The 23716-nt window shown below is 67.0% G+C and carries 36 protein-coding genes; 1 reads left to right on the forward strand and 35 read right to left on the reverse strand.

Annotation, left to right across the window (positions count from 1 at the left end):
- Positions 1 to 69: 69 nt before the first annotated feature.
- The 4 genes from rpsK to infA form a co-directional block, all read right to left on the reverse strand.
- A complete protein-coding gene (rpsK, locus tag C8E83_RS12955) occupies positions 70 to 468 on the reverse strand; it encodes a 30S ribosomal protein S11 (RefSeq protein WP_043593323.1) in 399 nt (132 codons plus the stop codon).
- A 39-nt stretch (positions 469 to 507) separates the two neighbouring features.
- Positions 508 to 882 (reverse strand): 30S ribosomal protein S13, encoded by a 375-nt coding sequence (gene rpsM / locus C8E83_RS12960; protein WP_121370279.1) that lies wholly within the window; start codon positions 880 to 882, stop codon positions 508 to 510.
- Positions 883 to 1039: 157 nt separating this feature from the next.
- Positions 1040 to 1156 (reverse strand): 50S ribosomal protein L36, encoded by a 117-nt coding sequence (rpmJ, locus tag C8E83_RS12965; protein WP_121370280.1) that lies wholly within the window; start codon positions 1154 to 1156, stop codon positions 1040 to 1042.
- A gap of 89 nt (positions 1157 to 1245) precedes the next feature.
- Complete coding sequence (gene infA, locus C8E83_RS12970; RefSeq protein WP_066056559.1) at positions 1246 to 1467, reverse strand: translation initiation factor IF-1; 222 nt, start codon at positions 1465 to 1467, stop codon at positions 1246 to 1248.
- A gap of 263 nt (positions 1468 to 1730) precedes the next feature.
- Here infA and C8E83_RS12975 point away from each other — a divergent pair, with 263 nt between their 5' ends.
- The gene (locus C8E83_RS12975) at positions 1731 to 3098 is read left to right on the forward strand and encodes an LCP family protein (protein ID WP_245981668.1); all 1368 of its coding nucleotides are present in this window, start codon (positions 1731 to 1733) and stop codon (positions 3096 to 3098) included.
- Between the two features lie 50 nt (positions 3099 to 3148).
- On the opposite strand, the gene map is transcribed toward C8E83_RS12975, so the two are convergent.
- The 31 genes from map to C8E83_RS13130 form a co-directional block, all read right to left on the reverse strand.
- Positions 3149 to 3982, reverse strand: coding sequence for a type I methionyl aminopeptidase (gene map / locus C8E83_RS12980; RefSeq protein WP_121370282.1), 834 nt, complete (start codon positions 3980 to 3982; stop codon positions 3149 to 3151).
- A 17-nt stretch (positions 3983 to 3999) separates the two neighbouring features.
- On the reverse strand, positions 4000 to 4608 hold the full coding sequence (locus C8E83_RS12985) for an adenylate kinase (protein ID WP_211331699.1): 609 nt from the start codon (positions 4606 to 4608) through the stop codon (positions 4000 to 4002).
- On the reverse strand, positions 4605 to 5927 hold the full coding sequence (gene secY / locus C8E83_RS12990) for a preprotein translocase subunit SecY (protein WP_121370283.1): 1323 nt from the start codon (positions 5925 to 5927) through the stop codon (positions 4605 to 4607). The genes C8E83_RS12985 and secY overlap by 4 nt, the downstream gene beginning before the upstream one ends.
- 69 nt (positions 5928 to 5996) lie before the next feature.
- A complete protein-coding gene (rplO, locus tag C8E83_RS12995) occupies positions 5997 to 6647 on the reverse strand; it encodes a 50S ribosomal protein L15 (protein WP_121370284.1) in 651 nt (216 codons plus the stop codon).
- Positions 6647 to 6829 (reverse strand): 50S ribosomal protein L30, encoded by a 183-nt coding sequence (rpmD, locus tag C8E83_RS13000; RefSeq protein ID WP_173795167.1) that lies wholly within the window; start codon positions 6827 to 6829, stop codon positions 6647 to 6649. Before rpmD ends, rplO begins: the two co-directional genes overlap by 1 nt.
- Positions 6829 to 7542, reverse strand: a complete 714-nt coding sequence (rpsE, locus tag C8E83_RS13005) for a 30S ribosomal protein S5 (RefSeq protein WP_121370285.1) — start codon at positions 7540 to 7542, stop codon at positions 6829 to 6831. The genes rpmD and rpsE overlap by 1 nt, the downstream gene beginning before the upstream one ends.
- Positions 7539 to 7910 carry a 50S ribosomal protein L18 gene (gene rplR / locus C8E83_RS13010; protein ID WP_121370286.1) on the reverse strand — a complete coding sequence of 124 codons (372 nt, stop codon included), beginning with the start codon at positions 7908 to 7910 and terminating at the stop codon, positions 7539 to 7541. The genes rpsE and rplR overlap by 4 nt, the downstream gene beginning before the upstream one ends.
- A 2-nt stretch (positions 7911 to 7912) precedes the next feature.
- Entirely contained in the window at positions 7913 to 8449 is a 537-nt protein-coding gene (rplF, locus tag C8E83_RS13015) for a 50S ribosomal protein L6 (RefSeq protein WP_121370287.1), read from the reverse strand.
- 6 nt (positions 8450 to 8455) lie between these two features.
- A complete protein-coding gene (gene rpsH, locus C8E83_RS13020; protein WP_121370288.1) occupies positions 8456 to 8854 on the reverse strand; it encodes a 30S ribosomal protein S8 in 399 nt (132 codons plus the stop codon).
- A gap of 141 nt (positions 8855 to 8995) precedes the next feature.
- Positions 8996 to 9589, reverse strand: coding sequence for a 50S ribosomal protein L5 (gene rplE / locus C8E83_RS13025; protein ID WP_121370289.1), 594 nt, complete (start codon positions 9587 to 9589; stop codon positions 8996 to 8998).
- Positions 9589 to 9948: a 50S ribosomal protein L24 gene (rplX, locus tag C8E83_RS13030; protein WP_121370290.1), complete on the reverse strand. Its 360-nt coding sequence runs from the start codon at positions 9946 to 9948 to the stop codon at positions 9589 to 9591. The genes rplE and rplX overlap by 1 nt, the downstream gene beginning before the upstream one ends.
- A gap of 3 nt (positions 9949 to 9951) precedes the next feature.
- Entirely contained in the window at positions 9952 to 10320 is a 369-nt protein-coding gene (rplN, locus tag C8E83_RS13035) for a 50S ribosomal protein L14 (RefSeq protein WP_121370291.1), read from the reverse strand.
- 28 nt (positions 10321 to 10348) lie between these two features.
- Positions 10349 to 10645 carry a 30S ribosomal protein S17 gene (gene rpsQ / locus C8E83_RS13040; RefSeq protein WP_121370292.1) on the reverse strand — a complete coding sequence of 99 codons (297 nt, stop codon included), beginning with the start codon at positions 10643 to 10645 and terminating at the stop codon, positions 10349 to 10351.
- Positions 10645 to 10983: a 50S ribosomal protein L29 gene (rpmC, locus tag C8E83_RS13045; protein ID WP_121370293.1), complete on the reverse strand. Its 339-nt coding sequence runs from the start codon at positions 10981 to 10983 to the stop codon at positions 10645 to 10647. Before rpmC ends, rpsQ begins: the two co-directional genes overlap by 1 nt.
- Complete coding sequence (gene rplP, locus C8E83_RS13050) at positions 10983 to 11402, reverse strand: 50S ribosomal protein L16 (protein ID WP_121370294.1); 420 nt, start codon at positions 11400 to 11402, stop codon at positions 10983 to 10985. Before rplP ends, rpmC begins: the two co-directional genes overlap by 1 nt.
- Before the next feature lie 2 nt (positions 11403 to 11404).
- On the reverse strand, positions 11405 to 12181 hold the full coding sequence (gene rpsC / locus C8E83_RS13055) for a 30S ribosomal protein S3 (RefSeq protein ID WP_121370295.1): 777 nt from the start codon (positions 12179 to 12181) through the stop codon (positions 11405 to 11407).
- Positions 12181 to 12573: a 50S ribosomal protein L22 gene (gene rplV, locus C8E83_RS13060; protein WP_121370296.1), complete on the reverse strand. Its 393-nt coding sequence runs from the start codon at positions 12571 to 12573 to the stop codon at positions 12181 to 12183. The genes rpsC and rplV overlap by 1 nt, the downstream gene beginning before the upstream one ends.
- Before the next feature lie 26 nt (positions 12574 to 12599).
- Positions 12600 to 12881, reverse strand: a complete 282-nt coding sequence (gene rpsS, locus C8E83_RS13065) for a 30S ribosomal protein S19 (protein WP_121370297.1) — start codon at positions 12879 to 12881, stop codon at positions 12600 to 12602.
- A gap of 12 nt (positions 12882 to 12893) precedes the next feature.
- Complete coding sequence (gene rplB, locus C8E83_RS13070) at positions 12894 to 13733, reverse strand: 50S ribosomal protein L2 (RefSeq protein WP_121370298.1); 840 nt, start codon at positions 13731 to 13733, stop codon at positions 12894 to 12896.
- A 19-nt stretch (positions 13734 to 13752) separates the two neighbouring features.
- On the reverse strand, positions 13753 to 14052 hold the full coding sequence (rplW, locus tag C8E83_RS13075) for a 50S ribosomal protein L23 (RefSeq protein ID WP_121370299.1): 300 nt from the start codon (positions 14050 to 14052) through the stop codon (positions 13753 to 13755).
- A complete protein-coding gene (gene rplD, locus C8E83_RS13080) occupies positions 14049 to 14711 on the reverse strand; it encodes a 50S ribosomal protein L4 (protein WP_121370300.1) in 663 nt (220 codons plus the stop codon). The genes rplW and rplD overlap by 4 nt, the downstream gene beginning before the upstream one ends.
- Before the next feature lie 3 nt (positions 14712 to 14714).
- Positions 14715 to 15368 carry a 50S ribosomal protein L3 gene (gene rplC, locus C8E83_RS13085; protein WP_121370301.1) on the reverse strand — a complete coding sequence of 218 codons (654 nt, stop codon included), beginning with the start codon at positions 15366 to 15368 and terminating at the stop codon, positions 14715 to 14717.
- 14 nt (positions 15369 to 15382) lie between these two features.
- Positions 15383 to 15691: a 30S ribosomal protein S10 gene (rpsJ, locus tag C8E83_RS13090; RefSeq protein WP_121371903.1), complete on the reverse strand. Its 309-nt coding sequence runs from the start codon at positions 15689 to 15691 to the stop codon at positions 15383 to 15385.
- Between the two features lie 423 nt (positions 15692 to 16114).
- Positions 16115 to 16906, reverse strand: coding sequence for a DarT ssDNA thymidine ADP-ribosyltransferase family protein (locus tag C8E83_RS13095; protein ID WP_245981669.1), 792 nt, complete (start codon positions 16904 to 16906; stop codon positions 16115 to 16117).
- A 41-nt stretch (positions 16907 to 16947) separates the two neighbouring features.
- The gene (locus C8E83_RS13100) at positions 16948 to 17922 is read right to left on the reverse strand and encodes a DNA topoisomerase IB (protein WP_121370302.1); all 975 of its coding nucleotides are present in this window, start codon (positions 17920 to 17922) and stop codon (positions 16948 to 16950) included.
- A 99-nt stretch (positions 17923 to 18021) separates the two neighbouring features.
- Positions 18022 to 18267 (reverse strand): antitoxin, encoded by a 246-nt coding sequence (locus tag C8E83_RS13105; protein WP_121370303.1) that lies wholly within the window; start codon positions 18265 to 18267, stop codon positions 18022 to 18024.
- Between the two features lie 164 nt (positions 18268 to 18431).
- On the reverse strand, positions 18432 to 19622 hold the full coding sequence (gene tuf / locus C8E83_RS13110; RefSeq protein ID WP_121370304.1) for an elongation factor Tu: 1191 nt from the start codon (positions 19620 to 19622) through the stop codon (positions 18432 to 18434).
- 157 nt (positions 19623 to 19779) lie between these two features.
- On the reverse strand, positions 19780 to 21894 hold the full coding sequence (gene fusA, locus C8E83_RS13115) for an elongation factor G (protein WP_121370305.1): 2115 nt from the start codon (positions 21892 to 21894) through the stop codon (positions 19780 to 19782).
- An 89-nt stretch (positions 21895 to 21983) separates the two neighbouring features.
- Positions 21984 to 22454, reverse strand: a complete 471-nt coding sequence (gene rpsG / locus C8E83_RS13120; RefSeq protein WP_121370306.1) for a 30S ribosomal protein S7 — start codon at positions 22452 to 22454, stop codon at positions 21984 to 21986.
- Positions 22454 to 22828 carry a 30S ribosomal protein S12 gene (gene rpsL, locus C8E83_RS13125; RefSeq protein ID WP_055964941.1) on the reverse strand — a complete coding sequence of 125 codons (375 nt, stop codon included), beginning with the start codon at positions 22826 to 22828 and terminating at the stop codon, positions 22454 to 22456. The genes rpsG and rpsL overlap by 1 nt, the downstream gene beginning before the upstream one ends.
- Before the next feature lie 288 nt (positions 22829 to 23116).
- Positions 23117 to 23593, reverse strand: coding sequence for a DUF6121 family protein (locus C8E83_RS13130; RefSeq protein ID WP_121370307.1), 477 nt, complete (start codon positions 23591 to 23593; stop codon positions 23117 to 23119).
- Positions 23594 to 23716: the final 123 nt, after the last annotated feature.

Raw genomic sequence — 23716 nt, forward strand, 5'->3', positions numbered from 1 at the left:
GGAAAACGCGCTGAACGCCGCGACCCCCGGACGGCCTCTCGGCAGTCCGGGGACGCGGCGATGTGCGAACTAGACGCGGCGACGCTTCGGCGGGCGGCACCCGTTGTGCGCCTGCGGGGTGACGTCGTTGATCGAGCCCACCTCGAGGCCGGCGGCCTGGAGCGAGCGGATCGCGGTCTCGCGGCCCGAGCCCGGGCCCTTCACGAACACGTCGACCTTCTTCACGCCGTGCTCCTGCGCCTGGCGGGCGGCCGACTCGGCGGCGAGCTGCGCGGCGAACGGGGTCGACTTGCGCGAGCCCTTGAAGCCGACGGCGCCGGACGAAGCCCAGCTGAGCACGGCACCCGAGGGGTCCGTGATCGAGACGATCGTGTTGTTGAACGTCGACTTGATGTGGGCCTGGCCCACGGCGACGTTCTTCTTCTCTTTGCGGCGGGGCTTGCGCGCGGCCGTCTTCGGTGCTGCCATTTTCTTCTCCTACAACCTGAGCTGGTCGGGGGGCCCGGCCTAGCGAGCCTTCTTCTTGCCGGCGACCGTGCGCTTCGGGCCCTTGCGGGTGCGAGCGTTGGTCTTGGTGCGCTGGCCGCGGACGGGCAGGCCACGACGGTGGCGGATGCCCTCGTAGGAGCCGATCTCGACCTTGCGGCGGATGTCGGCGGCCACCTCGCGGCGGAGGTCGCCCTCGACCTTGAAGTTGCCTTCGATGTAGTCGCGGAGGGCAACGAGCTGGTCGTCGGTGAGGTCCTTGACGCGGATGTTGCCGTCGATCGAGGTCTCTTTGAGGGTGGTCAGGGCGCGGGTGCGGCCGACTCCGTAGATGTAGGTCAGTGCGACCTCCACGCGCTTGTCGCGCGGGATGTCAACGCCTGCTAGACGTGCCATGGTGGCTTCTCCTTGAGAGATGGTGGAGGTGTGTCACAGCATCGGTGCCGGGGCCTCCGCCCCGGGTGTCCCCGCAGGATCCGAGCCCACTCGTGGTCTCGGCTCCTGCGGTTCTGATGCTGCTTGGAGGTGTTGCTGGTGGTGCTGGGCTCTGCGACTAACCCTGGCGCTGCTTGTGGCGCGGGTTGCTGTTGCAGATGACCATGACGCGACCGTTGCGGCGAATCACCTTGCAGTGCTCGCAGATGCGCTTGACGCTGGGCTGAACCTTCATGTTGTTTCTTTCTGACTCGCTGGCCTCGTGCCCCACGGGTGCGTGGGGCCGTTCCTTTCCAGCACGGGGACTCCGCTTGCGCGAAGGACCTACTTGTATCGGTAGACGATCCGGCCGCGGGTCAGGTCGTAGGGGCTGAGTTCGACGATCACCCGGTCTTCGGGCAGGATGCGGATGTAGTGCTGACGCATCTTGCCGGAGATGTGGGCGAGAACCTTGTGACCGTTGCTCAGCTCAACGCGAAACATCGCGTTGGGCAGTGCTTCGACCACCGACCCTTCGATTTCGATGACACCGTCTTTTTTGGCCATAGCCTCACTGTCGCTTGGTTTGTCGTTCTACCGGCACAGAGTGAACGTGCTGGTCTTGCGGGGAGCGGTGCCGCGACGATCAGTGCCTTCCCGGAAAAGGGAGGGTGCCGATCGGCCGACGCGCGCACGCTGAAAAGCGGCGCAGAACACCAAGGGTCGATCTTATGCGATTGCGCTATGGTTTGCCAACCCGCCAGGTCAACCCGACACGCCGCGATCCCTCCGAGTCGTGTCCAGGGTCACCACGACGAAAAGGGAGCCCCGTGCCCGGAGAACGTTCGAGCCGTCGCCGCGACGCCGCATCCACCCTCGCCCGCCACGGCCGACTGCGCCGCCGCGGCCCCGTCCGCTTCGCCGCGCTCATCGCCGGCGTGGCCGTCGCGTGCCTCGTGGTCAGCGGCGCGAGCGTCGCCGCGTACGCCGTCGTGAACGTGAAATCCCAGGTCAAGACCGTGTCGATCGGGGCGAAGGACGACAAGATCGCCCAGAAGACCTCGATCACGGCCATCAAGGGCGGCGCCAACATCCTGCTGGTCGGCAGCGACACCCGGCAGGGCCAGACGCAGGCCGAGGCGGGGCAGGATTCGGGCAGTCGCAACGACGTGACGATCCTCATCCACATCTCCGCCGACCACACGCAGATGACCGCCGTCAGCATCCCCCGCGACACCATGGTCGACATCCCGTCGTGCACCGGAAACGGGGGCGCGACATACCCTGCAGAGACCTACCAGCAATTTAACACCACTCTCGGAGAGGGCCTCGGCTGCACCGTCGCGACCGTCGAGTCGATGACCGGTCTGACCATCCCCTACGCCGCCGAGATCACGTTCGACGGCGTCATCGAGATGTCGAACGCCCTAGGGGGCGTCAGCGTCTGCATCGCCTCCCCCATCGACGACACCGACTCCGGCCTCGTCCTCTCGGCCGGCACGCACACGCTCCAGGGCCTCCAGGCCTTGCAGTTCCTCCGCACGCGCCACGGCGTCGGCGACGGCTCCGACCTGGCGCGCATCTCGTCGCAGCAGGTGTTCCTCTCCGCCATGATGCGGAAGATCGTGTCGGCCGGCACACTGTCGAGCCCGCTCAAGCTCTACGGGCTCGCCTCCGCGGCCACGAAGAACATGACGCTGTCCACCAGCCTCGCGAATACGACGACCATGGTCGAGCTCGGCCTGGCCCTGAAGGACATCAACCTGTCGAACGTGCTCTTCGTGCAGTATCCGACGACGACGGACCCGCAGAACACCAACCGCGTGATCCCTGACGAGGCCGACGCCACGATCCTCAACACCGACCTCAAGAACGACATCAAGTTCACGCTCGGCGCCGACAGTCTCGGTCGGGCGTCGGAGGCGGAGGGCGGCTCGTCGTCGACGGGCTCGTCGTCAACGGGCTCGACGTCGACGGGTTCGACCTCGACGGGATCCTCCACGTCGACCGGCTCGTCGTCGACCTCGACCGGCTCGTCGTCGACCTCCACCGGCTCGTCGTCGACCTCCACCGGCAGCACGGGCACGAGCGGCGGCACGGCCACCTCGACGCCCACGTCGAGCAGCACGTCGACCCTGCCGTCGACGATCACCGGTCAGGCTGCGAGCCAGCAGACCTGCTCAGCCGGCAACGGATGACCGGGTCGGTCGTCGTCGTGACCGGGCGGTCTTCGTGACCGGGCGGGCGGTCAGCCCAGCGGCACCGGCGTGATGCCGAGGGGTGCGAGCCCCGAGGCTCCGCCGTCGGCCGCGGTGAGCACCCAGATCCCGCCCGCGTGCACCGCGACCGAGTGCTCCCAGTGCGCGGAGTCCGAGCCGTCGGTCGTCGTGACCGTCCACTCGTCGTCCTGCGTGAAGGTCTCGATGCCGCCGGCGGTGATCATCGGCTCGATGGCGACGACGAGGCCCGGCTTCACGGCGGGGCCGTTGCCGCGGACGCGGTAGTTGAAGACGGGGGGCTCCTCGTGCATGTCGCGGCCGATGCCGTGACCGACGTAGTCCTCGAGGATCCCGTAGTCGCCCTGCGACTCGATGTACTCCTCGATCGCCTCACCCACCTGGTTCAGGTGGCGAGCCGACGCCAGGGCCGCGATCCCGTGCCAGAGCGACTGCTCGGTCACCTCGTTCAGGCGGGTGCGCGACGCGACGAGCGCAGGATCCTGCGAACCGGGCACCACGAACGTGCGCGCGCTGTCGCCGTTCCACCCCTGGTACTGCGCGCCGGAGTCGATCGACACGATGTCGCCGGCGACGAGCACTCGGTCGCCGGGGATCCCGTGCACGACGTCGCTGTTCACCGAGGCGCACACGGTGTGGCGGTAGCCCGGCACCAGCTTGAAGTTGGGCTCGCCCCCGCCCTCGACGATGGCGCGCTCGGCGAGAGCGTCGAGCTCGCCCGTCGTGACGCCCGGACGGATGGCCGCTGCGGCCGCATCGAGCGAGGCGGCCGTGAGCAGCCCGGGCGCGACCATGCGCCGCATCTCGTCGGCGGTCTTGTAGATCCCTGGCTTCCGGAACGCCATGGCGCGCGTTCCGCGCGTCAGGCCGCGGCCGTCGGGCGGATGTCGCGCGACGCCAGAGCGGCGTCGATGCGGTCGCCGACCTCGTCGATCGAGCCGAGGCCGTCGACCTCGAGCACGAGACCGCGCGAGGCGTACTCGTCGATCAGCGGGCCGGTCTCGCGCAGGTAGACGTCCTGGCGGTGGCGGATCGCGTCTTCGGTGTCGTCGCTGCGACCCTGCTCGACGGCGCGCTTCCGCAGTCTCTCCACGATCTCGTCGCGGTCGGCGACGAGCTGCACCACGGCGGTGAGCGCCAGCCCGTGCGAATCGAGCAGTGTGTCGAGGAACGCCACCTGGTCGGCCGTACGCGGGTAGCCGTCGAGGAGGAACCCGCCCTGGGCGTCGGGCTGCGCCAGGCGGTCCTGGATCAGCTCGTTCGTCAGGGAGTCGGGCACGTAGTCGCCGGCGTCGAGGATGGCCTTCACGCGAACGCCGAGGGGCGTCTCGTCGCGCACGTTGGCGCGGAAGATGTCGCCGGTGGAGATCGCGGGGATGCCGTAGGTCTCGGCGATCCGGACCGCCTGGGTGCCCTTGCCGGCACCGGGAGGACCGACGATGAGCAGGCGGGCGCCGTCGGGGTTGGTCATCGGAGGAGTCCTTCGTAGTGACGCTGCTGCAGCTGCGAATCGACCTGCTTCACGGTCTCGAGGCCGACGCCGACGATGATCAGGATGCTGGCACCGCCGAAGGGGAAGTTCTGGTTCGCACCAACGGTCGCGAGAGCCACGAGCGGGATCAGGGCGATCAGGCCCAGGTAGAGCGAACCCGGCAGGGTGACGCGGGTCAGCACGTAGTCGAGGTAGTCGGCGGTCGGCCGGCCGGCACGGATGCCGGGGATGAAGCCGCCGTACTTCTTCATGTTGTCGGCGACCTCTTCGGGGTTGAAGGTGATCGCGACGTAGAAGTACGTGAAGCCGATGATGAGCAGGAAGTACAGGACCATGTAGAACGGCTCGTCGCCGGAGGTCAGGTTCGCCTGGATCCAGGTCACCCAGCTGGGCGGGGCCGAGCCGTTCGAGGGCGTGTTGAACTGCGCGACGAGGGCCGGCAGGTACAGGAGCGACGACGCGAAGATGACGGGCACGACGCCGGCCATGTTGACCTTGATCGGGATGTACGTGTTGTTGCCGCCGTAGGTTCGCCTGCCGACCATGCGCTTGGCGTACTGGACGGGGATGCGTCTCTGCGACTGCTCGACGAACACCACCAGCCCCATGATCACGACACCGAGCAGGATCACGCCCACGAAGATCTCGAAGTTCTTTGCCTGCTTGATGGCCCAGAGGGCGGTGGGGAACTTGGCCGCGATCGACGTGAAGATCAGCAGCGACATGCCGTTGCCGATGCCGCGCTCGGTGATGAGCTCGCCCATCCACATGATGAGGCCGGTGCCCGCGGTCATGGTGATGACCATGAGCAGGATCGCGTACCACGCGTTGTTCGAGATGAGCGACGAGCACTCCGACACCGTCGACGACCCGAAGAGCGCACCCGAGCGGGCGACCGTGATCAGGGTGGTGGACTGCAGGATGCCGAGCGCGATGGTGAGGTAGCGCGTGTACTGCGTCAGCGTGGCCTGGCCCGCCTGGCCCTCTTTGTAGAGGTTGTCGAAGTGCGGGATGACGACGCGGAGGAGCTGCACGATGATCGACGACGTGATGTAGGGCATGATGCCCAGCGCGAAGATCGAGAGCTGGAGGAGCGCGCCGCCCGAGAAGAGGTTGACGAGCTGGTAGAGGCCCGAGGTCGACTGGTTGCCGGCGAGGCACGCCTGGACGTTGCTGTAGTCGACGAAGGGAGCGGGGATGAAGCTCCCGAGGCGGAAGAGCGCGATGATGCCGAGCGTGAACCCGATCTTTCGACGAAGGTCGGGTGTGCGGAAAATCCGCGCGACAGCTCTGAACACAATGGCCTCCCGGTATGAGGATAGACGACTGAAGGGGCGGCTCTGATTCCAGAGCCGCCCCAGCAGGTATTACTTGGTGACGGTCCCGCCGGCCGCGACGATCTTCTCTTCGGCCGAAGAGGAGACCTTGTCGACGACGACGTTGAGCTTGACGGCGAGGTCGCCGTTGCCCAGGACCTTGACCTTCTCGTTCTTGCGAACGGCACCCTTGGCGACGAGGTCGCTCACGGTGACGTCGCCACCGCTCGGGTAGAGGTCGGCCAGCTTGTCGAGGTTCACGACCTGGTACTCGACGCGGAACGGGTTCTTGAACCCGCGCAGCTTCGGGGTGCGCATGTGCAGCGGCATCTGCCCACCCTCGAAGCCCACCTTGACCTGGTAGCGCGCCTTGGTGCCCTTGGTACCACGGCCCGCGGTCTTACCCTTCGAGCCCTCACCACGACCCACGCGGGTCTTCGCCGTCTTGGCACCGGGAGCCGGACGGAGGTGGTGGACCTTCAGGACCTGCGGACGCGCGACGTCGTCGGACGAAGCGGACTTCGCCTTCGGAGCGGCCTTGGTGCTGGACGTGCTCGAAGCAGCGGCCTTCTCGGCAGCCGGCTTCTTGGCGGCGGCAGCCTTGGGGGCTGCGGCCTTGTCGGCGGCGGCCTTGGGGGCAGCAGCCTTCTTGGGAGCGGCCTTCGCGGGCTTCTCCTCGGGGGCGGCGTTCTCTTCAGCCATTAGTCAATCTCCTCGACTTTGACGAGGTGAGCAACCGTCGAGACGTAGCCGCGGTTCTGCTTGTCGTCGGGGCGGACGACCGTCTGGCCGATCCGCTTGAGACCCAAGCTGCGCAGCGTGTCACGCTGGTTCTGCTTCTCGCTGATTTTGGACTTGATCTGCGTCACGCGGAGCTGAGCCATCAGGCACCTGCCTTCTCGGTAGCGGCGGCACGCGCAGCTGCCTCGTCGCGGAGCAGACGCGCCGGGACGACCTGGTCGATGTCCAGGCCACGGCGAGCCGCGACGGCACGGGGCTCCTCGAGCTGCTTCAGCGCCTCGACGGTCGCGTGCACGATGTTGATCGTGTTCGACGAGCCGAGCGACTTGCTCAGGACGTCGTGGATGCCGGCGCACTCGAGCACGGCACGCACCGGGCCACCGGCGATAACACCGGTACCGGCCGCGGCCGGACGCAGCAGGACGACGCCCGCGGCGGCCTCACCCTGGACGGGGTGCGGGATCGTGTTCGCGATGCGGGGGACGCGGAAGAAGTTCTTCTTCGCCTCCTCGACACCCTTCGAGATGGCGGTCGGGACCTCGCGGGCCTTGCCGTAGCCGACGCCCACCAGACCGTTGCCGTCGCCGACGACCACGAGGGCGGTGAAGCTGAAGCGACGACCACCCTTCACGACCTTCGACACGCGGTTGATGGTCACGACGCGCTCGAGGAACTGGCTCTCGGTGCGGTTGTCGCGGCCACCGCGGCCCTGGCCGCGGTCACCACGGCCGCCGCGGCGCTCGCCACGACCGCCGCTGTTCTCGCGGTTGTTCGACTCGGAGCCGGCAGCGGTCTCCACGGGGCGCTCGACGACGGCCTCAGCCGTCTCGGGCGCCTTGTTCGTTGCATCGCTCACAGGTTCAACCCACCTTCCCGGGCGCCCTCGGCGATTGCCGCGACGCGACCGGCGTACTTGTTGCCACCGCGGTCGAAGACGACCGCGTCGATTCCGGCGGCCTTCGCGCGCTCGGCGACGAGCTCGCCGACCTTGCGGGCCTTGGCCGTCTTGTCACCGTCGAAGGTGCGGAGGTCGGCCTCGAGGGTCGACGCACTGGCAACGGTGTGGCCCTTGCTGTCGTCGACGACCTGCACGAACACGTGGCGGGCCGAACGGTTGACGACGAGACGGGGGCGCTCTTCGGTGCCCACGATCTTCTTGCGCAGGCGAGTGTGACGGCGGCTGGTAGCGGCCGACTTGCTCTTACCTCTGGTTCCGAGACCCATGATTACTTACCTGACTTTCCGGCCTTGCGACGAACGACCTCGCCGGCGTAGCGGACGCCCTTGCCCTTGTAGGGCTCGGGCTTGCGCAGCTTGCGGATGTTCGCGGCGACCTCGCCCACGGCCTGCTTGTCGATGCCGGAGACGGTGAGCTTGTTGTTGCCCTCGACCGTGAAGCTGATGCCCTGGGGCGGCTCGACGGTGATCGGGTGCGAGTAGCCGAGGGCGAACTCGACGTTCTGGCCCTTGGCCTGCACGCGGTAACCGGTGCCGACGATCTCGAGGCCCTTGGAATAGCCCTCGGTGACGCCGATGATCTGATTCGCGATCAGGGTGCGGGTGAGGCCGTGCAGCGAACGCGACTCGCGCTCGTCGTCGGGACGGGTCACCAGCACGGTACCCTCCTCGACCTTGGCCTCGATGGGGCTGGCGATGACGAGCGAGAGCTCACCCTTCGGGCCCTTGACAGAGACGGCCTGGCCGTCGATCTTCACGTCGACCCCGGCAGGGATCGAGATGGGAAGTCGTCCGATTCGTGACATTGCGGGTCACCACACGTAGGCGAGGACTTCCCCACCCACGCCCTTCTGCTCGGCCTCGCGGTCGGTGAGAAGACCGGAGGAAGTCGAAAGGATGGCCACGCCGAGCCCGCCGAGGACCTGAGGGATCTCGGTCGACTTCGCGTAGACGCGGAGGCCGGGCTTCGACACGCGCTTGATGCCCACGAAGGAGCGCTCACGTGCGGGGCCGTACTTGAGGTCGATGGTCAGGGTCTGGCCCACGCGGGCGTCCTCGACCTTCCAGGCCTCGATGAAACCCTCGCGCTTGAGGATCTCGGCGATGTGTGACTTGAGCTTCGAGCTCGGCAGCGACACGGTGTCGTGGTATGCCGAGTTCGCGTTGCGCAGTCTGGTCAGCAGGTCTGCGACCGGATCTGTCATCGTCATGCGATTGGTTCTCTTTCTCGTGCGGTTTCGACTTCCGGTCCACCGGGAGCCGACCTACTCGATCGGCGGCTCGGAGCGGTTCTCCGGGCACTCATGGTTCGGCCGGGCACCCCGCGAGGCGGAGTACCCGACCGGACGATCTTAGTTGGCCAGTTCGGCCGTGCGGAACGGGAAGCCGAGAGCCTTGAGCAGAGCCCGGCCCTCGTCGTCGTTCTTCGCGGTGGTCACGACGGTGATGTCGAAGCCACGGACACGGTCGATGCGGTCCTGGTCGATCTCGTGGAACATGCTCTGCTCGTTGAGACCGAACGTGTAGTTGCCGTTGCCGTCGAACTGGCGGTCGCTGAGGCCGCGGAAGTCGCGGATTCGCGGGAGGGCCAGCGTGAGCAGGCGGTCGAGGAACTCCCAGGCGCGGTCGCCACGGAGCGTGACGTGAGCGCCGATGGGCTGACCCTCGCGCAGCTTGAACTGCGCGATGGACTTGCGGGCCTTGGTGACCTGCGGCTTCTGACCGGTGATGGCGGTGAGGTCCTTGACCGCGCCGTCCATGACCTTCGAGTCGCGCGCGGCCTCGCCGACACCCGTGTTCACGACGATCTTCACGAGACCGGGAACCTGGTGCACGTTCGAGAAGCCGAACTCGCTCTTGAGGGCCGGCAGGATCTCCGACTGGTACTTGGCCTTGAGCCGCGGGGTGATCTTCGGCTCGGCGGTGGCGGTAGCGGTGTCGCTCATCAGAGGTCCTCTCCCGACTTCTTGGCGTAGCGGACACGGACGGTCTTGGTGACGCCGTCCTTCGTGACCTGCTCCTCACGGAAGCCGACACGGGTCGGCTTCTTGGACTTGGGGTCGACGAGCGCCACGTTCGAGACGTGGATCGGGGCCTCGTGGGTCTCGATGCCGCCCGTCTTGGTGCCGCGCTGGGTCTGGCCGACGCGGACGTGCTTGGTGACGAAGTTGACACCCTCCACGACGACGCGGTCCTGCTCGGTCAGCACCTCGATGACCTTGCCCTGCTTGCCGCGGTCGCCGCCGCGGGCCTGCGAGGGCCCGGTGATGACCTGGACCAGGTCACCCTTCTTGATGTTTGCCATGACTTAGATAACCTCCGGCGCCAGCGAGATGATCTTCATGAACTTCTTGTCGCGGAGCTCGCGACCGACCGGTCCGAAGATGCGGGTACCGCGGGGGTCTCCGTCGGCCTTCAGGATCACTGCGGCGTTCTCGTCGAACTTGATGTAGGAGCCGTCCTGACGACGGACCTCCTTCTTGGTGCGAACGATGACCGCCTTGACGACGTCACCCTTCTTCACGTTGCCGCCGGGGATGGCGTCCTTCACCGTGGCGACGATGACGTCGCCGAGGCCGGCGTAACGACGGCCGGAGCCACCGAGCACGCGGATGGTGAGGATCTCCTTGGCACCGGTGTTGTCGGCGACCTTGAGGCGGGATTCCTGCTGAATCACTTCTGTCTCCTATCGAGTAGGCGCGGGCCTACTTCGCCTTCTCGAGGATCTCGACCAGGCGCCAGCGCTTCGAGGCGCTGAGCGGACGGGTCTCGCTGATGACGACCAGGTCGCCGATGCCGGCCGTGTTGGCCTCATCGTGGACCTTGACCTTGGAGGTACGGCGGATGACCTTGCCGTACAGGGGGTGCTTCACGCGGTCCTCGACCTCGACGACGATGGTCTTCTCCATCTTGTCGCTGGTCACGTAGCCACGACGGGTCTTGCGGTAGCCGCGGACGAGAGTCTCGGTCTCGGCCGCCGCGGTCTTCTTCTCGGTAGCCATTACTTGGTCTCCTCGGCGGTGTCGGCGGCCTCGGCGGTGGTGTCGGCCTCGGCGGGCTTGGCAGCCTTCTTGGTCGACTTCTTCGCTGCGGCCTTGGGAGCCGCGACCGGGGCGGGGGTGGCACGGATCCCGAGCTCGCGCTCGCGCAGGACCGTGTAGATGCGAGCGATGTCGCGCTTCACGGCACGCACGCGGCCGTGGTTCTCGAGCTGGCCGGTGGCCGACTGGAAGCGCAGGTTGAACAGCTCTTCCTTGGACTTCTTCAGCTCGTCGACGAGACGCTCGTCTTCGAAGGTGTCGAGCTCGGTGGGACGGAGCTCCTTGGATCCGATCGCCATTACGCGTCGCCCTCCTCGCGCTTGATGATGCGTGCCTTGAGCGGCAGCTTGTGGATTGCACGAGTGAGCGCCTCGCGGGCGATCTCCTCGTTGACGCCGCTGAGCTCGAAGAGCACGCGACCCGGCTTGACGTTGGCGACCCACCACTCGGGCGAACCCTTACCGGAACCCATTCGGGTCTCGGCCGGCTTCTTGGTCAGCGGGCGGTCGGGGTAGATGTTGATCCACACCTTTCCACCGCGCTTGATGTGGCGGGTCATGGCGATACGAGCGGACTCGATCTGACGGTTGGTGACGTAGGCAGGCGTGAGGGCCTGGATTCCGTACTCACCGAAGGACACGCGAGTACCACCGGTCGCCTGGCCGCTACGGCCGGGGTGGTGCTGCTTGCGGTGCTTGACACGACGGGGAATAAGCATGGTTAGGCCTCAGCTCCTGCGGTGACCGGGGCGTCCTGCTGCGGGGCGCGGCTTCCGCCACGGCCACCGCGGTCGCCGCGGTCGTTACGACGCTCGGGGCGCGACGACTTCTGGTTCGCCTGCTCGCGCGCGAGCTCCTTGTTGGTGATGTCGCCCTTGTAGATCCACACCTTGACACCGATGCGACCGAAGGTGGTCTTGGCCTCGTAGAAGCCGTAGTCGATGTTGGCGCGGAGGGTGTGCAGGGGCACGCGGCCCTCGCGGTAGAACTCCGAGCGGCTCATCTCGGCGCCGCCGAGGCGACCCGATACCTGGATGCGGACACCCTTGGCTCCGGCGCGCTGAGCACCCTGCAGGCCCTTGCGCATCGCGCGGCGGAAGGCCACGCGGGCGCTGAGCTGCTCGGCGATGCCCTGGGCGACGAGCTGAGCCTCGGCCTCGGGGTTCTTGACCTCGAGGATGTTCAGCTGGATCTGCTTGCCGGTGAGCTTCTCGAGGTCGGCGCGGATGCGCTCGGCCTCGGCGCCACGACGACCGATCACGATGCCCGGGCGGGCGGTGTGAATGTCGACGCGGACGCGGTCACGGGTGCGCTCGATCTCGATCTTCGCCACGCCGGCGCGGTCGAGCGAGGTCTTCAGCAGGTTGCGGATCTTGACGTCCTCGGCGACGTAGTCGCTGTAACGCTGCCCCGGCTTCGTGCTGTCGGAGAACCAGCGCGACACGTGGTCGGTGGTGATCCCGAGACGGAAGCCGTACGGGTTGACTTTCTGGCCCATTACTTGCTCGCCTTCTTCGACGTGGTGGCCGCTTCGGCCTCTTCGGGCGTCGCGAGGACGACCGTGATGTGGCTGGTGCGCTTCAGGATCTGGAACGCACGGCCCTGAGCACGCGGCTGGAACCGCTTGAGGGTTGCACCCTCGTCGACGAACGCCCTCGAGACGTAGAGGTCTTCGTCGTTGAGGTAGCTGTTCGAGGCGTCCGCCTTGACCCGGGCGTTGGCCATGGCCGACGCGACGAGCTTGTAGACGGGCTCCGACGCGCCCTGGGGCGCGAACTTCAGGATGGCCAGGGCCTCGAGGGCCTGCTTGCCGCGGATCAGGTTGACGACGCGACGGGCCTTCATGGGGGTGACGCGGATGTGTCGCACGCGGGCGATCGACTCCACCATTTCTCTCCTCCTTCTTCGCCTCCGCGTTAGCGGCGGCGACCCTTCTTGTCGTCCTTCACGTGGCCGCGGAAGGTGCGGGTGGGCGCGAACTCGCCGAGCTTGTGGCCGATCATCGACTCGGTCACGAACACGGGGATGTGCTTGCGACCGTCGTGCACGGCGATGGTGTGGCCGAGCATGTTCGGGATGATCATGGAGCGGCGCGACCAGGTACGGATCACGTTCTTCGTGTTGGCCTCGTTCTGACCGATCACCTTGCGAAGCAGGTGCTCGTCGACGAAGGGGCCCTTCTTCAGACTGCGTGGCATCTTCTACAACTCCTACTTGCGCTTCTTACCGGCGTTACGGCGGCGGACGATGAGCTTGTCACTCTCTTTGTTGGGGTGACGGGTGCGGCCTTCCTTCTGGCCCCACGGCGAGACCGGGTGGCGACCACCGGAGGTCTTGCCCTCACCACCACCGTGCGGGTGGTCGACCGGGTTCATGGCGACACCGCGGACGGTCGGGCGGACGCCCTTCCAGCGCATGCGGCCGGCCTTGCCCCAGTTGATGTTCGACTGCTCGGCGTTGCCGACCTCGCCGATCGTGGCGCGGCAGCGCGCGTCGACGTTGCGGACCTCGCCCGAGGGGAGACGCAGCTGGGCGTAGGGGCCGTCCTTCGCCACGAGGCGGACCGAGGCACCGGCGGAGCGGGCCATCTTGGCACCGCCGCCCGGCTTGAGCTCGATCGCGTGGATGACGGTACCCACGGGGATGTTCTTCAGCGGGAGGTTGTTGCCCGGCTTGATGTCGGCCGACGGACCCGACTCGACGACGTCGCCCTGACGCAGCTTGTCGGGGGCGATGATGTAGCGCTTGGTGCCGTCGACGAAGTGCAGGAGCGCGATACGCGCCGTGCGGTTGGGGTCGTACTCGATGTGAGCGACCTTGGCGTTCACGCCGTCCTTGTCGTTCCGACGGAAGTCGATGACGCGGTACTGGCGCTTGTGGCCACCACCGATGTGACGGGTCGTGATGCGACCGGCGTTGTTGCGGCCACCGGTCTTCGCGAGCGGACGCAGGAGCGACTTCTCGGGCGTGGAGCGCGTGATCTCGGCGAAGTCGGCGACGGACGAACCGCGGCGACCCGGAGTCGTGGGCTTGTAGTTGCGAATAGCCATTTTGTTATCCCTCCGAGCCCTAGCCGACAGCCGTGAAGATGTCGATGGTGCCCGACTTGAGCGTCACGATGGCGCGCTTGGTGTCCTTGCGCTTGCCGATCCCGAACTTGGTGCGACGGGTCTTGCCCGGGCGGTTGAGCGTGTTGATGCTGTCGACCTTGACGTCGAAGATCTTCTCGATGGCGAGCTTGATCTCGGTCTTGTTCGAGCGGGGGTCGACGAGGAAGGTGTACTTGCCCTGATCGATCAGGGTGTAGCTCTTCTCGGAGACGACCGGCGAGATGACGATGTCGCGGGGATCTTTGTGGATGCCGCTCATGCGGTGGCCTCCTTCTTGGTCTTCGACGCGATGAAGGCGTCAAGGGCGCTCTTGGTGAAGACGATGTCGTCGGAGACGAGCACGTCGTAGGCGTTGAGCTGGTCGAACGTGATCACGTGGACCTCGGCGACGTTGCGGACGCTCTTGAGGGTGAGGTCGTCGTCGCGGTCGGTGACGACCAGGACGTGCTTGCTCGACGCGATCGAGGTGAGCAGCGCGACGGCGGTCTTCGTCGAGATCTCGTCGGCGACGAAGGACTCGACGACGTGCACGCGGGCGCCGCGGGCGCGGTCCGAGAGAGCGCCGAGCAGAGCAGCGGCGATCATCTTCTTGGGGGTGCGCTGCGCGTAGTCGCGGGGCGTCGGGCCGTGGACGATGCCACCGCCGGTCATCTGGGGGGCGCGGATCGAACCCTGGCGGGCACGACCGGTTCCCTTCTGCTTGAACGGCTTGCGGCCGGCTCCGGAGACCTCGCCGCGGCCCTTGACCTTGTGCGTGCCCTGACGAGCGGCGGCCAGCTGGGCGACGACGACCTGGTGGATCAGCGGGACGTTCGCGGTCACGTCGAAGAGCTCGGCGGGGAGCTCGACGGTGCCGGTCTTGGAACCCTTCGCGTCGACGACGTCGACGCTGGTGACGGATGCAGTGGTGGTAGCCATGCGCTAGTTCCCCTTCACGGCGGTGCGGACGAAGACGATGCGGCCACGAGCACCGGGGACGGCGCCCTTGACGAGCAGCAGACCCTTCTCGGCGTCGACGGCGTGCACGGTCAGGTTGAGGACGGTGACGCGCTCGCCACCCATGCGACCGGCCATGCGCATGCCCTTGAAGACACGGCTCGGGGTCGACGAAGCACCGATCGAACCGGGCTTGCGGTGGTTGCGGTGGGCACCGTGCGACGCGGAGACGCCCTGGAAGTTGTGGCGCTTCATGACACCGGCGAAGCCCTTGCCCTTGGAGGTGCCGACGACGTCGACCTTCTGGCCGGCCTCGAAGGCGTCGACCGTGAGCTCCTGGCCGAGCGAGTACTCAGCGGCGTCAGCGGTGCGGACCTCGGTGAGGTGGCGGCGCGGCGTGACGCCGGCGGCCTCGAAGTGCCCGGCCTTGGGCTGGTTGACCTTGCGCGGGTCGATGGCGCCGGCGGCGATCTGGACGGCCACGTAGCCGTCCTTCTCCTCGGTGCGGATCTGGGTCACGACGTTCGGAGAGATCTCGACGACGGTGACGGGGACGAGCTTGTTGTTCTCGTCCCAGACCTGGGTCATGCCGAGCTTCTTGCCGAGCAGGCCCTTGACGTTCTTGGTGGTGGTTGCCATCTGTCAGTCGCCCCCTACAGCTTGATCTCGATGTTGACGTCGGCGGGGAGGTCGAGACGCATGAGCGAGTCGACGGCCTTCGGCGTCGGGTCGATGATGTCGATGAGGCGCTTGTGCGTGCGCTTCTCGAAGTGCTCGCGCGAGTCCTTGTACTTGTGGGGCGAACGGATCACGGCGACCACGTTCTTCTCCGTGGGGAGCGGCACGGGGCCGACCACGGTCGCACCGGCACGGGTCACCGTGTCGACGATCTTGCGGGCCGAAGTGTCGATGACCTCGTGGTCGTACGACTTCAGCCGGATGCGGATCTTCTGTCCCGCCATGTGAGTCTCTCTCTCGATGTTGACGTCGCGCACCTTCACGGGGCCGCCTGACGCGCCTCGGCAGCGTTCTCACGAACGGCCTGCCTCGGCCTGGCACTGTTGTTGTGTCAATGGCGCTGATGCGCCGTGACGCGCGGGCGCACGAGCACTTCTGCTCGACACCGCGTGTCGGTCTGTTGCGATGAGTCTCTGCCCGCACCAAGCGCCGCCCATGGGGAGGTCATCTCTCGATGTGAGGAAGAGGTGTCCTTCTACCCGCGGCCCAGATGAACTGTGCACTGCCTGGCAGTGATTCACGACCCCGGCCGAAGCGCAGGGCGGAAATGTTGAACCAGATAATCCTGCCATACAGGCGCATTTGCTGCAACCCGGGCGTGTCGCACCTCCGGGCGCGGTCGGATCAGGCGCTCGAAGCCCGTGGAATCAGGCTTCGGAGGGCTTGAACCAGGGCGGGTACACCGCGACGCGAACGGCGGCGACGCCGACCGTGACGAGCAGTTCGCGGACCCGGTCGCGCATCCTGTCGTTCGGCACGCCGATCAGGGTGACGCTCGACACCGCGACGACACCGGGCACGAGCACCTCGATGTTCGCGAGCGCAGGATCGGCGATCGCCGCCCGGCGAGCGGTCGCTCCACCCTCGACCGGCCCCGTCCCGAACCGCGTGAGTGCGCCTGCAGCCTCGCCGTCGGCGACGACGAAGTCCTCCCCCAGCGCCGCCACGGGCACCACGAGGACGACGAAGTCCGTGGGGCGCGTGCCGCGTGCCGCGGCGGACCAGCCCGGCCCGTCGGCGCCGTGCCGCACTTCGTCCCACGTCGCAGCGTCGGGCGAGAGGGCGAAGGGCACGAAGTCGGAGACCGATTCGCCGGTCGGCACTGCCGCCGCCGCGCGGCTCTCGCGCCGCTCGGGCGAGGAGACGTCGAGCTCGGGGCGTGCTCCTGCGCGCAGCTCGCCGTCTCGCAGGATCGACTCGAGGTTGTCGATGTGGGTCCAGTGGTGGGCGCGCATCGTGGCGAGGTTCACGTCGGGCAGGGTCTCGACCGGCGTCGAGCGCGTGCCGGCCGCGCGCACCGGAGTGCGCCGCGGACCGCCGGGCGGGCGCGACGCCGCCGAGCGGGAGGGCCTGGCCGCGGGCGCAGGCGGCTCGGGGGCAGGCCGAGGCGTGCAGATGTCGCAGAGATCTTCGTCAAGGCCGTGGATGCACTCGGTCACCCCCCAACGTTACGTGACTGCGGGTGGCCCGGAGACCACGCTCAGCGGAACAGCAGGGCGCGGAGCTCCGACTCGGCCGACGCCAGACGACCCGGGTCGATGGTCTCGCCGCCGTCGTAGGCGTCGACGAGGCGGGGATCGACGTAGCTCGAGCGGGCGATCGAGGGCGTGTTACCGAGCACCTCTGCGGCGTCGCGCATGGCCGCCGAGACTGCCCGCTTCCGCTTCGCCTCGGTCGGCTGCGGCCCGGTGCGGGCGAGGCTGACCGCCGCGGCGACGGTGCCGTGCAGGGTGCGGAAGTCCTTCGCCGTGAACTCGTCGCCCGCGCGCTCCTTGACGTAGGCGTTGATGTCGGGCGAGTGGATCGGGCGCCAGGCGGTGCCCGCCTCCGGACGGTACGCGAGCAGCCGCGCCCGGCCGCCCCGTCGCTTGAGACCGCGGATCACCGTTGCGAGATCCGGGTCGACGATCGTCGATCCCCACTCCTGGCCGCTCTTGCCGGGGAAGTCGAGCGTGACCGTGTCGCCGGAGACGGTCGCGTGGCTGCAGAGCAGCGTGGCGAGGCCGTGACTGCCGTGCTCCTCGGCGTAGCGCTCCGAGCCGACGCGGAGCGACCCGGTGTCGAGCATGCGGAACGCCGTCGCCAGAGCGCGGTCGCGGTCGGGCTCGGGGCGCCGCAGATCCATCGTGACGAATCGGCGAGCGACCGGCAGCGACTCCGCCAGGGCGAGGGCGCGGTCGAACTTGATGCGGTCCTTCTGCTCGCGCCAGGTGGGGTGGTAGATGTACTGCCGCCGACCGGCGCCGTCGACGCCGGTCGCCTGGATGTGGCCGTTCGGGTAGGGCGCGATCCACACGTCCGTCCACGCCGGCGGAATGGCGAGTGCGTCGATTCGGGAACGCAGGTCGGCGTCGCGGATCGTCCCGCCGTGCTCGTCGCGGTAGGTGAAGCCACGGCCCGCACGGACACGCGTGACGCCCGGGCGGCTCGAGTCGGTGCGGCGCAGGCGAGGCATGCACCCACGCAACACCACGGCTCCTGCGCGCCCGCTCGTCGTCGGGGTACGAGAAAGGGCCCCCGGCGTGTGCCGAGGGCCCTCAGGATGCGGGACTTCTCACTCGCTGCCGATCTTCTTGTCGGCGGCGTCGCGAGCCTCCTCGATCTTGTCGTGGAACTTGCCACCGGTGATCTTGTCGGCCGCCCCGGCGACGGCGTTGAGGATGCTGTCGCTGACCTCTTCGACCTTGTCGCTCTTGAGGGCGTCCTGCACCTTGTTGTCGTTCAGGAATTCCTTCGCTTTGCTCGTGACATCGTCCAGGCCCTCTTTCGCCTTGCCGGTCACGTCATCCAAGCTCGCCATGTCGGCCTCCCTTGAGGCCGGCGCTTCCGGCCTTGGCGCCCATCATGCGCTTTCCGGACGCCTCGCGCCACAAATGGACGGTGAACGGCAAGAGGGGCCGAGCCCTTGCAGGCTCGGCCCCTCTCGAGGTACTGACGCGTCACCGCGTCACGGGATCAACCGAATTACTTGTTGATCTTCGTGACGGTGCCGGCGCCGACGGTGCGGCCACCCTCGCGGATAGCGAAGCGGAGGCCCTCCTCCATGGCGATCGGCTGGATCAGCTCGACGCTGATCTCGGTGGTGTCGCCCGGCATGACCATCTCGGTGCCCTCGGGCAGCGTGATGACGCCGGTGACGTCGGTGGTGCGGAAGTAGAACTGCGGACGGTAGTTCGCGTAGAACGGGTTGTGGCGACCACCCTCATCCTTGGAGAGGATGTAGACGTTCGCGTCGAACACCGTGTGCGGCGTGACCGAACCGGGCTTGACGATGACCTGGCCGCGCTCGACGTCCTCGCGCTTGGTGCCGCGGAGGAGAAGACCGGTGTTGTCGCCGGCCTGAGCCGAGTCGAGCAGCTTGCGGAACATCTCGATGCCGGTGACGGTGGTCTTGGTCGTCGGGCGGATGCCGACGATCTCGATCTCCTCGTTGACGTTGAGCTGACCGCGCTCGACACGGCCGGTGACGACGGTGCCACGACCGGTGATCGTGAAGACGTCCTCGATCGGCATGAGGAAGGGCTGGTCGGTCGCACGGATCGGGTCGGGGACGTTCTCGTCGACGGCCTCCATGAGGTCGGCGACGGTCTTCGCCCACTTCTCGTCACCCTCGAGCGCCTGGAGAGCCGAGACCTGAACGACGGGAGCGTTGTCGCCGTCGAAGTCCTGGCTCGAGAGCAGCTCGCGGACCTCGAGCTCGACGAGCTCGAGGATCTCCTCGTCGTCGACCATGTCGGCCTTGTTCAGCGCCACGACGATGTAGGGCACGCCGACCTGGCGGGCGAGCAGCACGTGCTCACGCGTCTGGGGCATCGGGCCGTCGGTGGCGGCGACCACGAGGATCGCGCCGTCCATCTGAGCCGCACCGGTGATCATGTTCTTGACGTAGTCGGCGTGGCCGGGAGCGTCGACGTGAGCGTAGTGGCGCTTCTCGGTCTGGTACTCGACGTGCGAGATGTTGATCGTGATACCACGAGCCTTCTCTTCGGGCGCGTTGTCGATCTGGTCGAACGCCGACGCCGTGTTGAGGTCGGGGTACTTGTCGTGCAGAACCTTGGTGATCGCCGCGGTGAGCGTGGTCTTGCCGTGGTCGACGTGACCGATGGTTCCGATGTTTACGTGCGGCTTAGTCCGCTCGAACTTGGCCTTCGCCACTGTGGGTCCTCCTCAGGACTCGAGTGCAGTGCCTGGGCCGACCGATTTCTCGTCGGCCGACCAGGCCCTGCGATTGGTGTATTCACATGCTACGCGGTCGAGGCTCGACCCCGCATTTCGGGTGTTCGCTCTGTGGAGAACGCCACCCTGGGGTCGGCTACTCGCCCTTGTTCTTCGCGACGATCTCGTCGGCGACAGCCTTCGGGACCTCCGCGTACGACTCGAACGTCATCGAGTAGACGGCGCGACCCGAGGTCTTCGACCGCAGGTCGCCGACGTAACCGAACATCTCCGACAGCGGAACGCTGGCCTTGACGACCTTGACACCGCTGGCGTCATCCATCGAGGCGATCATGCCTCGACGAGAGTTGAGGTCGCCGATGACGTCGCCCATGTACTCCTCGGGCGTGCGCACCTCGACGGCCATGATCGGCTCGAGCAGCACGGGGCTGGCCTTGCGAGCAGCCTCCTTGTACGCCATCGAGCCGGCGATCTTGAACGCCATCTCGGACGAGTCGACGTCGTGCGACGCACCGTCGAGAAGCGTGGCCTTGACGCCCACGGTCGGGTAGCCGGCGAGGACGCCGACCTGCATGGCGTCCTGGATTCCGGCGTCGACCGACGGGATGTACTCGCGCGGGACGCGGCCACCGGTGACCTTGTTCTCGAACTCGTACGTCGACTCGGCCGTGACCTCGAAGGGCTCCAGAGCGATCTGGACCTTCGCGAACTGGCCGGAGCCACCCGTCTGCTTCTTGTGGGTGTAGTCGTAGCGCTCGATCGGCTTCTTGATGGTCTCGCGGTACGCGACCTGCGGCTTGCCGACGTTCGCCTCGACGTTGAACTCGCGCTTCATGCGGTCGACGAGGATGTCGAGGTGAAGCTCGCCCATGCCCTTGATGACCGTCTGGCCCGTCTCGGCGTTGAGCTCGACGCGGAACGTCGGGTCTTCCTCGGCGAGCTTCTGGATGGCCAGCGACAGCTTCTCCTGGTCGGCCTTCGTCTTCGGCTCGATGGCGACCTCGATGACGGGCTCCGGGAACGTCATCGACTCGAGGACGATCTGCTCGTTCGGGTCGCACAGCGTGTCGCCGGTGGTCGTGAACTTGAGGCCGATGACCGCGTAGATGTGACCCGCGGTCACGCTGTCGACGGGGTTCTCCTTGTTGGAGTGCATCTGGAAGATCTTGCCGATGCGCTCCTTCTTGTCCTTCGTCGAGTTGATGACCTGCGCACCGGACTCGATCGAGCCCGAGTACACGCGGACATAGGTGAGACGACCGAAGAAGGGGTGCACCGCGACCTTGAAGGCCAGAGCCGAGAAGGGCTCGGACGAGTCGGGCTTGCGGGTGATGATCTTCTCTTCGTCGCGGACGTCGTGGCCCTCCATCGGAGGCACGTCGAGCGGCGAGGGGAGGTAGTCGATCACGGCGTCGAGCATCGGCTGCACGCCGCGGTTCTTGAACGCGGAACCGCAGAAGATCGGGTAGAGCTCGGAGTTGACCGTCATCTTGCGGACGGCGCCCTTGATCTCGGCGACCGTGAGCTCTTCGCCCGAGAAGTACTTCTCGAGCAGCGCGTCGTCGGACTCGGCGACGGTCTCGAGCAGCTTGGCGCGGTACTCCTCGGCCTTGGCCTGGAGGTCCGCCGGGATCGGCTCGATCTCGTACTTGGCGCCCATCTCGACGTCACCCTTGGCATCGCCGCGCCAGGTCAGCGCACGCATCTCGACCAGGTCGACGACGCCCTCGAAGGACGACTCCGAGCCGATCGGGAGCTGCATGACCAGCGGCTTGGCGCCGAGGCGCGTGATGATGGTGTCGACGGTGTAGTAGAAGTCGGCGCCCAGCTTGTCCATCTTGTTGACGAAGCAGATGCGCGGCACGTCGTACTTGTCGGCCTGACGCCAGACGGTCTCGGACTGGGGCTCCACGCCCTCCTTGCCGTCGAAGACCGCCACGGCGCCGTCGAGGACGCGGAGCGAGCGCTCCACCTCGACGGTGAAGTCGACGTGACCGGGGGTGTCGATGATGTTGATCTGGTTCTTGTTCCAGAAGCAGGTCGTCGCGGCCGACGTGATCGTGATGCCGCGCTCTTGTTCCTGAGCCATCCAGTCCATGGTGGCGGCGCCGTCGTGCACCTCACCGATCTTGTGGGTGATCCCCGTGTAGAACAGGATGCGCTCGGTGGTGGTGGTCTTGCCGGCATCGATGTGAGCCATGATGCCGATGTTGCGGACCTTGTTCAGGTCGGTGAGCACGTCCTGTGCCACGGGATCCTCCGATGGGGGGTTTTAGTGATGGTGTCTGCGGGGCGCCGGCTGTGGCCGCCGCCCCGCAGGGCCCTTGCGGGCGGTGGTGCTTACCAGCGGTAGTGCGCGAAGGCCTTGTTCGACTCGGCCATCTTGTGGGTGTCCTCGCGGCGCTTCACAGCGGCGCCGAGACCGTTCGACGCATCGAGGATCTCGTTCATGAGACGCTCGGTCATCGTCTTCTCGCGACGTGCCTTGGCGTAGCTGGTGAGCCAGCGGAGGGCCAGGGTGTTCGCGCGGTGAGGCTTGACCTCGACCGGCACCTGGTAGGTCGAACCGCCGACGCGGCGCGAACGGACCTCGAGGGTCGGGCGCACGTTGTCGAGGGCCTTCTTGAGCGTGGCGACGGCGTCCTGGCCGTTCTTCGCGGCGACGCCGGCGAGAGCACCGTAGACGATGCGCTCGGCGAGGCCCTTCTTGCCGTCGAGCAGGATCTTGTTGACCAGCTGGCTGACGATCGGGGCGCCGTAGACGGGGTCGGCGACGACGGGACGCTTAGGAGCGGGACCCTTGCGAGGCATTACTTCTTCTCCATCTTCGCGCCGTAGCGGCTGCGAGCCTGCTTGCGGTTCTTGACGGCCTGAGTGTCGAGGGCGCCACGGACGATCTTGTAGCGCACACCGGGGAGGTCCTTCACACGACCGCCGCGGACGAGCACCATCGAGTGCTCCTGAAGGTTGTGACCTTCACCGGGAATGTAGGCGGTGACCTCGGTGCCGTTGCTCAGCTTGACGCGAGCGACCTTGCGGAGGGCCGAGTTCGGCTTCTTGGGGGTGGTGGTGTACACGCGGGTGCAGACACCACGCTGCTGGGGGTTGGCCTTGAGGGCGGGGGCCTTGGTCTTGACGACCTTCGGCGTGCGACCCTTGCGGACCAGCTGCTGAATAGTTGGCACTGGTTCTCCTGTTTCGTACTTCTCGGTGCAGACGATCTGCTCAGGTTCTGGCCGCCCCGATCGGACGGCTTCCTCATCTCTGGAGCACACCGCCGTCACACGCCTGGATGGTGAGTGGTGGAGGGTGCGTCTCCCCCGCGACGGCGCTTCGGAAAAGCGACCTGCGGGCCTGTTCGGTACGGCGAGAAGTTCCCCACCCCGAAGAGACGGACATTCCGTCATATAGTGCAACGGAAATATGGGCACGCTTGCGCGCACACCCGAAAAAGAATAGTCGGGCTGGGAGGCTTAATCAAACGAGCGAGCCCTGGCGGCGTCGGCCTTCGCCGCCAGCGCAAATCCTGCGACGACGACACCTGCCTCGAGCGAGGTCACCGTGACGAACAGGCTGGCCGCATAACGGCCCGCGAAGAGCACCAGCCACGCCGCCTGCCCGCGCTCGCTGGCGTACACGGTCGCCCCGATCAGCAGCATCACGACGTAGCTGCTCAGGGCGGCGGTGAGGGCGAGGGGCAGGATCCTGCGGCCTCTCGGCGCCTCGTCGCCCGACTCGCGGGCGTCTCGGCCTTCCACCCCGAAGCGCCGCGCCAGCGGGAAGAAGACGCACGCCATCGACCCCAGGACCATCGCCGGGCCCAGGAGGGTGCCGGCGTCGCGTTCGACGATGACGTCGCCGTGGGTGACGAACACCACGATGCCGGTCGTCAGCACCACGAGCGAGAGATGCGTGATCGTGGCCATCACGACGATGAGGCCGCGCGACATGCGTCCAGGCTACGCACACGACCCCGCCTCGGCTGAGGCGGGGTCGTGTGGTGGCGTCGCGGATGCGGGAGCAGCGCCGGATGACGAGGCTTGTACGAAGTCCGGTTCTGCGGACGCATCCGC

Origin of the sequence: Frondihabitans australicus (genome assembly GCF_003634555.1) — a bacterium.
GTDB lineage: Bacteria > Actinomycetota > Actinomycetes > Actinomycetales > Microbacteriaceae > Frondihabitans > Frondihabitans australicus.

What these genes read in the sequence shown, in the direction of transcription:
- rpsK (WP_043593323.1), bottom strand. Translation starts at nt 468, where the DNA reads ATGGCAGCACCGAAGACGGCCGCGCGCAAGCCCCGCCGCAAAGAGAAG.
- rpsM (WP_121370279.1), bottom strand. Translation starts at nt 882, where the DNA reads ATGGCACGTCTAGCAGGCGTTGACATCCCGCGCGACAAGCGCGTGGAG.
- rpmJ (WP_121370280.1), bottom strand. Translation starts at nt 1,156, where the DNA reads ATGAAGGTTCAGCCCAGCGTCAAGCGCATCTGCGAGCACTGCAAGGTG.
- infA (WP_066056559.1), bottom strand. Translation starts at nt 1,467, where the DNA reads ATGGCCAAAAAAGACGGTGTCATCGAAATCGAAGGGTCGGTGGTCGAA.
- map (WP_121370282.1), bottom strand. Translation starts at nt 3,982, where the DNA reads ATGGCGTTCCGGAAGCCAGGGATCTACAAGACCGCCGACGAGATGCGG.
- C8E83_RS12985 (WP_211331699.1), bottom strand. Translation starts at nt 4,608, where the DNA reads ATGACCAACCCCGACGGCGCCCGCCTGCTCATCGTCGGTCCTCCCGGT.
- rplO (WP_121370284.1), bottom strand. Translation starts at nt 6,647, where the DNA reads ATGGCTGAAGAGAACGCCGCCCCCGAGGAGAAGCCCGCGAAGGCCGCT.
- rpmD (WP_173795167.1), bottom strand. Translation starts at nt 6,829, where the DNA reads ATGGCTCAGCTCCGCGTGACGCAGATCAAGTCCAAAATCAGCGAGAAG.
- rplR (WP_121370286.1), bottom strand. Translation starts at nt 7,910, where the DNA reads ATGGGTCTCGGAACCAGAGGTAAGAGCAAGTCGGCCGCTACCAGCCGC.
- rplF (WP_121370287.1), bottom strand. Translation starts at nt 8,449, where the DNA reads ATGTCACGAATCGGACGACTTCCCATCTCGATCCCTGCCGGGGTCGAC.
- rpsH (WP_121370288.1), bottom strand. Translation starts at nt 8,854, where the DNA reads ATGACGATGACAGATCCGGTCGCAGACCTGCTGACCAGACTGCGCAAC.
- rplE (WP_121370289.1), bottom strand. Translation starts at nt 9,589, where the DNA reads ATGAGCGACACCGCTACCGCCACCGCCGAGCCGAAGATCACCCCGCGG.
- rplX (WP_121370290.1), bottom strand. Translation starts at nt 9,948, where the DNA reads ATGGCAAACATCAAGAAGGGTGACCTGGTCCAGGTCATCACCGGGCCC.
- rpsQ (WP_121370292.1), bottom strand. Translation starts at nt 10,645, where the DNA reads ATGGCTACCGAGAAGAAGACCGCGGCGGCCGAGACCGAGACTCTCGTC.
- rpmC (WP_121370293.1), bottom strand. Translation starts at nt 10,983, where the DNA reads ATGGCGATCGGATCCAAGGAGCTCCGTCCCACCGAGCTCGACACCTTC.
- rplP (WP_121370294.1), bottom strand. Translation starts at nt 11,402, where the DNA reads ATGCTTATTCCCCGTCGTGTCAAGCACCGCAAGCAGCACCACCCCGGC.
- rpsC (WP_121370295.1), bottom strand. Translation starts at nt 12,181, where the DNA reads ATGGGCCAGAAAGTCAACCCGTACGGCTTCCGTCTCGGGATCACCACC.
- rplV (WP_121370296.1), bottom strand. Translation starts at nt 12,573, where the DNA reads ATGGTGGAGTCGATCGCCCGCGTGCGACACATCCGCGTCACCCCCATG.
- rpsS (WP_121370297.1), bottom strand. Translation starts at nt 12,881, where the DNA reads ATGCCACGCAGTCTGAAGAAGGGCCCCTTCGTCGACGAGCACCTGCTT.
- rplB (WP_121370298.1), bottom strand. Translation starts at nt 13,733, where the DNA reads ATGGCTATTCGCAACTACAAGCCCACGACTCCGGGTCGCCGCGGTTCG.
- rplW (WP_121370299.1), bottom strand. Translation starts at nt 14,052, where the DNA reads ATGAGCGGCATCCACAAAGATCCCCGCGACATCGTCATCTCGCCGGTC.
- rplD (WP_121370300.1), bottom strand. Translation starts at nt 14,711, where the DNA reads ATGGCTACCACCACTGCATCCGTCACCAGCGTCGACGTCGTCGACGCG.
- rplC (WP_121370301.1), bottom strand. Translation starts at nt 15,368, where the DNA reads ATGGCAACCACCACCAAGAACGTCAAGGGCCTGCTCGGCAAGAAGCTC.
- rpsJ (WP_121371903.1), bottom strand. Translation starts at nt 15,691, where the DNA reads ATGGCGGGACAGAAGATCCGCATCCGGCTGAAGTCGTACGACCACGAG.
- C8E83_RS13100 (WP_121370302.1), bottom strand. Translation starts at nt 17,922, where the DNA reads ATGCCTCGCCTGCGCCGCACCGACTCGAGCCGCCCGGGCGTCACGCGT.
- C8E83_RS13105 (WP_121370303.1), bottom strand. Translation starts at nt 18,267, where the DNA reads ATGGCGAGCTTGGATGACGTGACCGGCAAGGCGAAAGAGGGCCTGGAC.
- rpsG (WP_121370306.1), bottom strand. Translation starts at nt 22,454, where the DNA reads ATGCCTCGCAAGGGTCCCGCTCCTAAGCGTCCCGTCGTCGCCGACCCC.
- C8E83_RS13130 (WP_121370307.1), bottom strand. Translation starts at nt 23,593, where the DNA reads ATGTCGCGCGGCCTCATCGTCGTGATGGCCACGATCACGCATCTCTCG.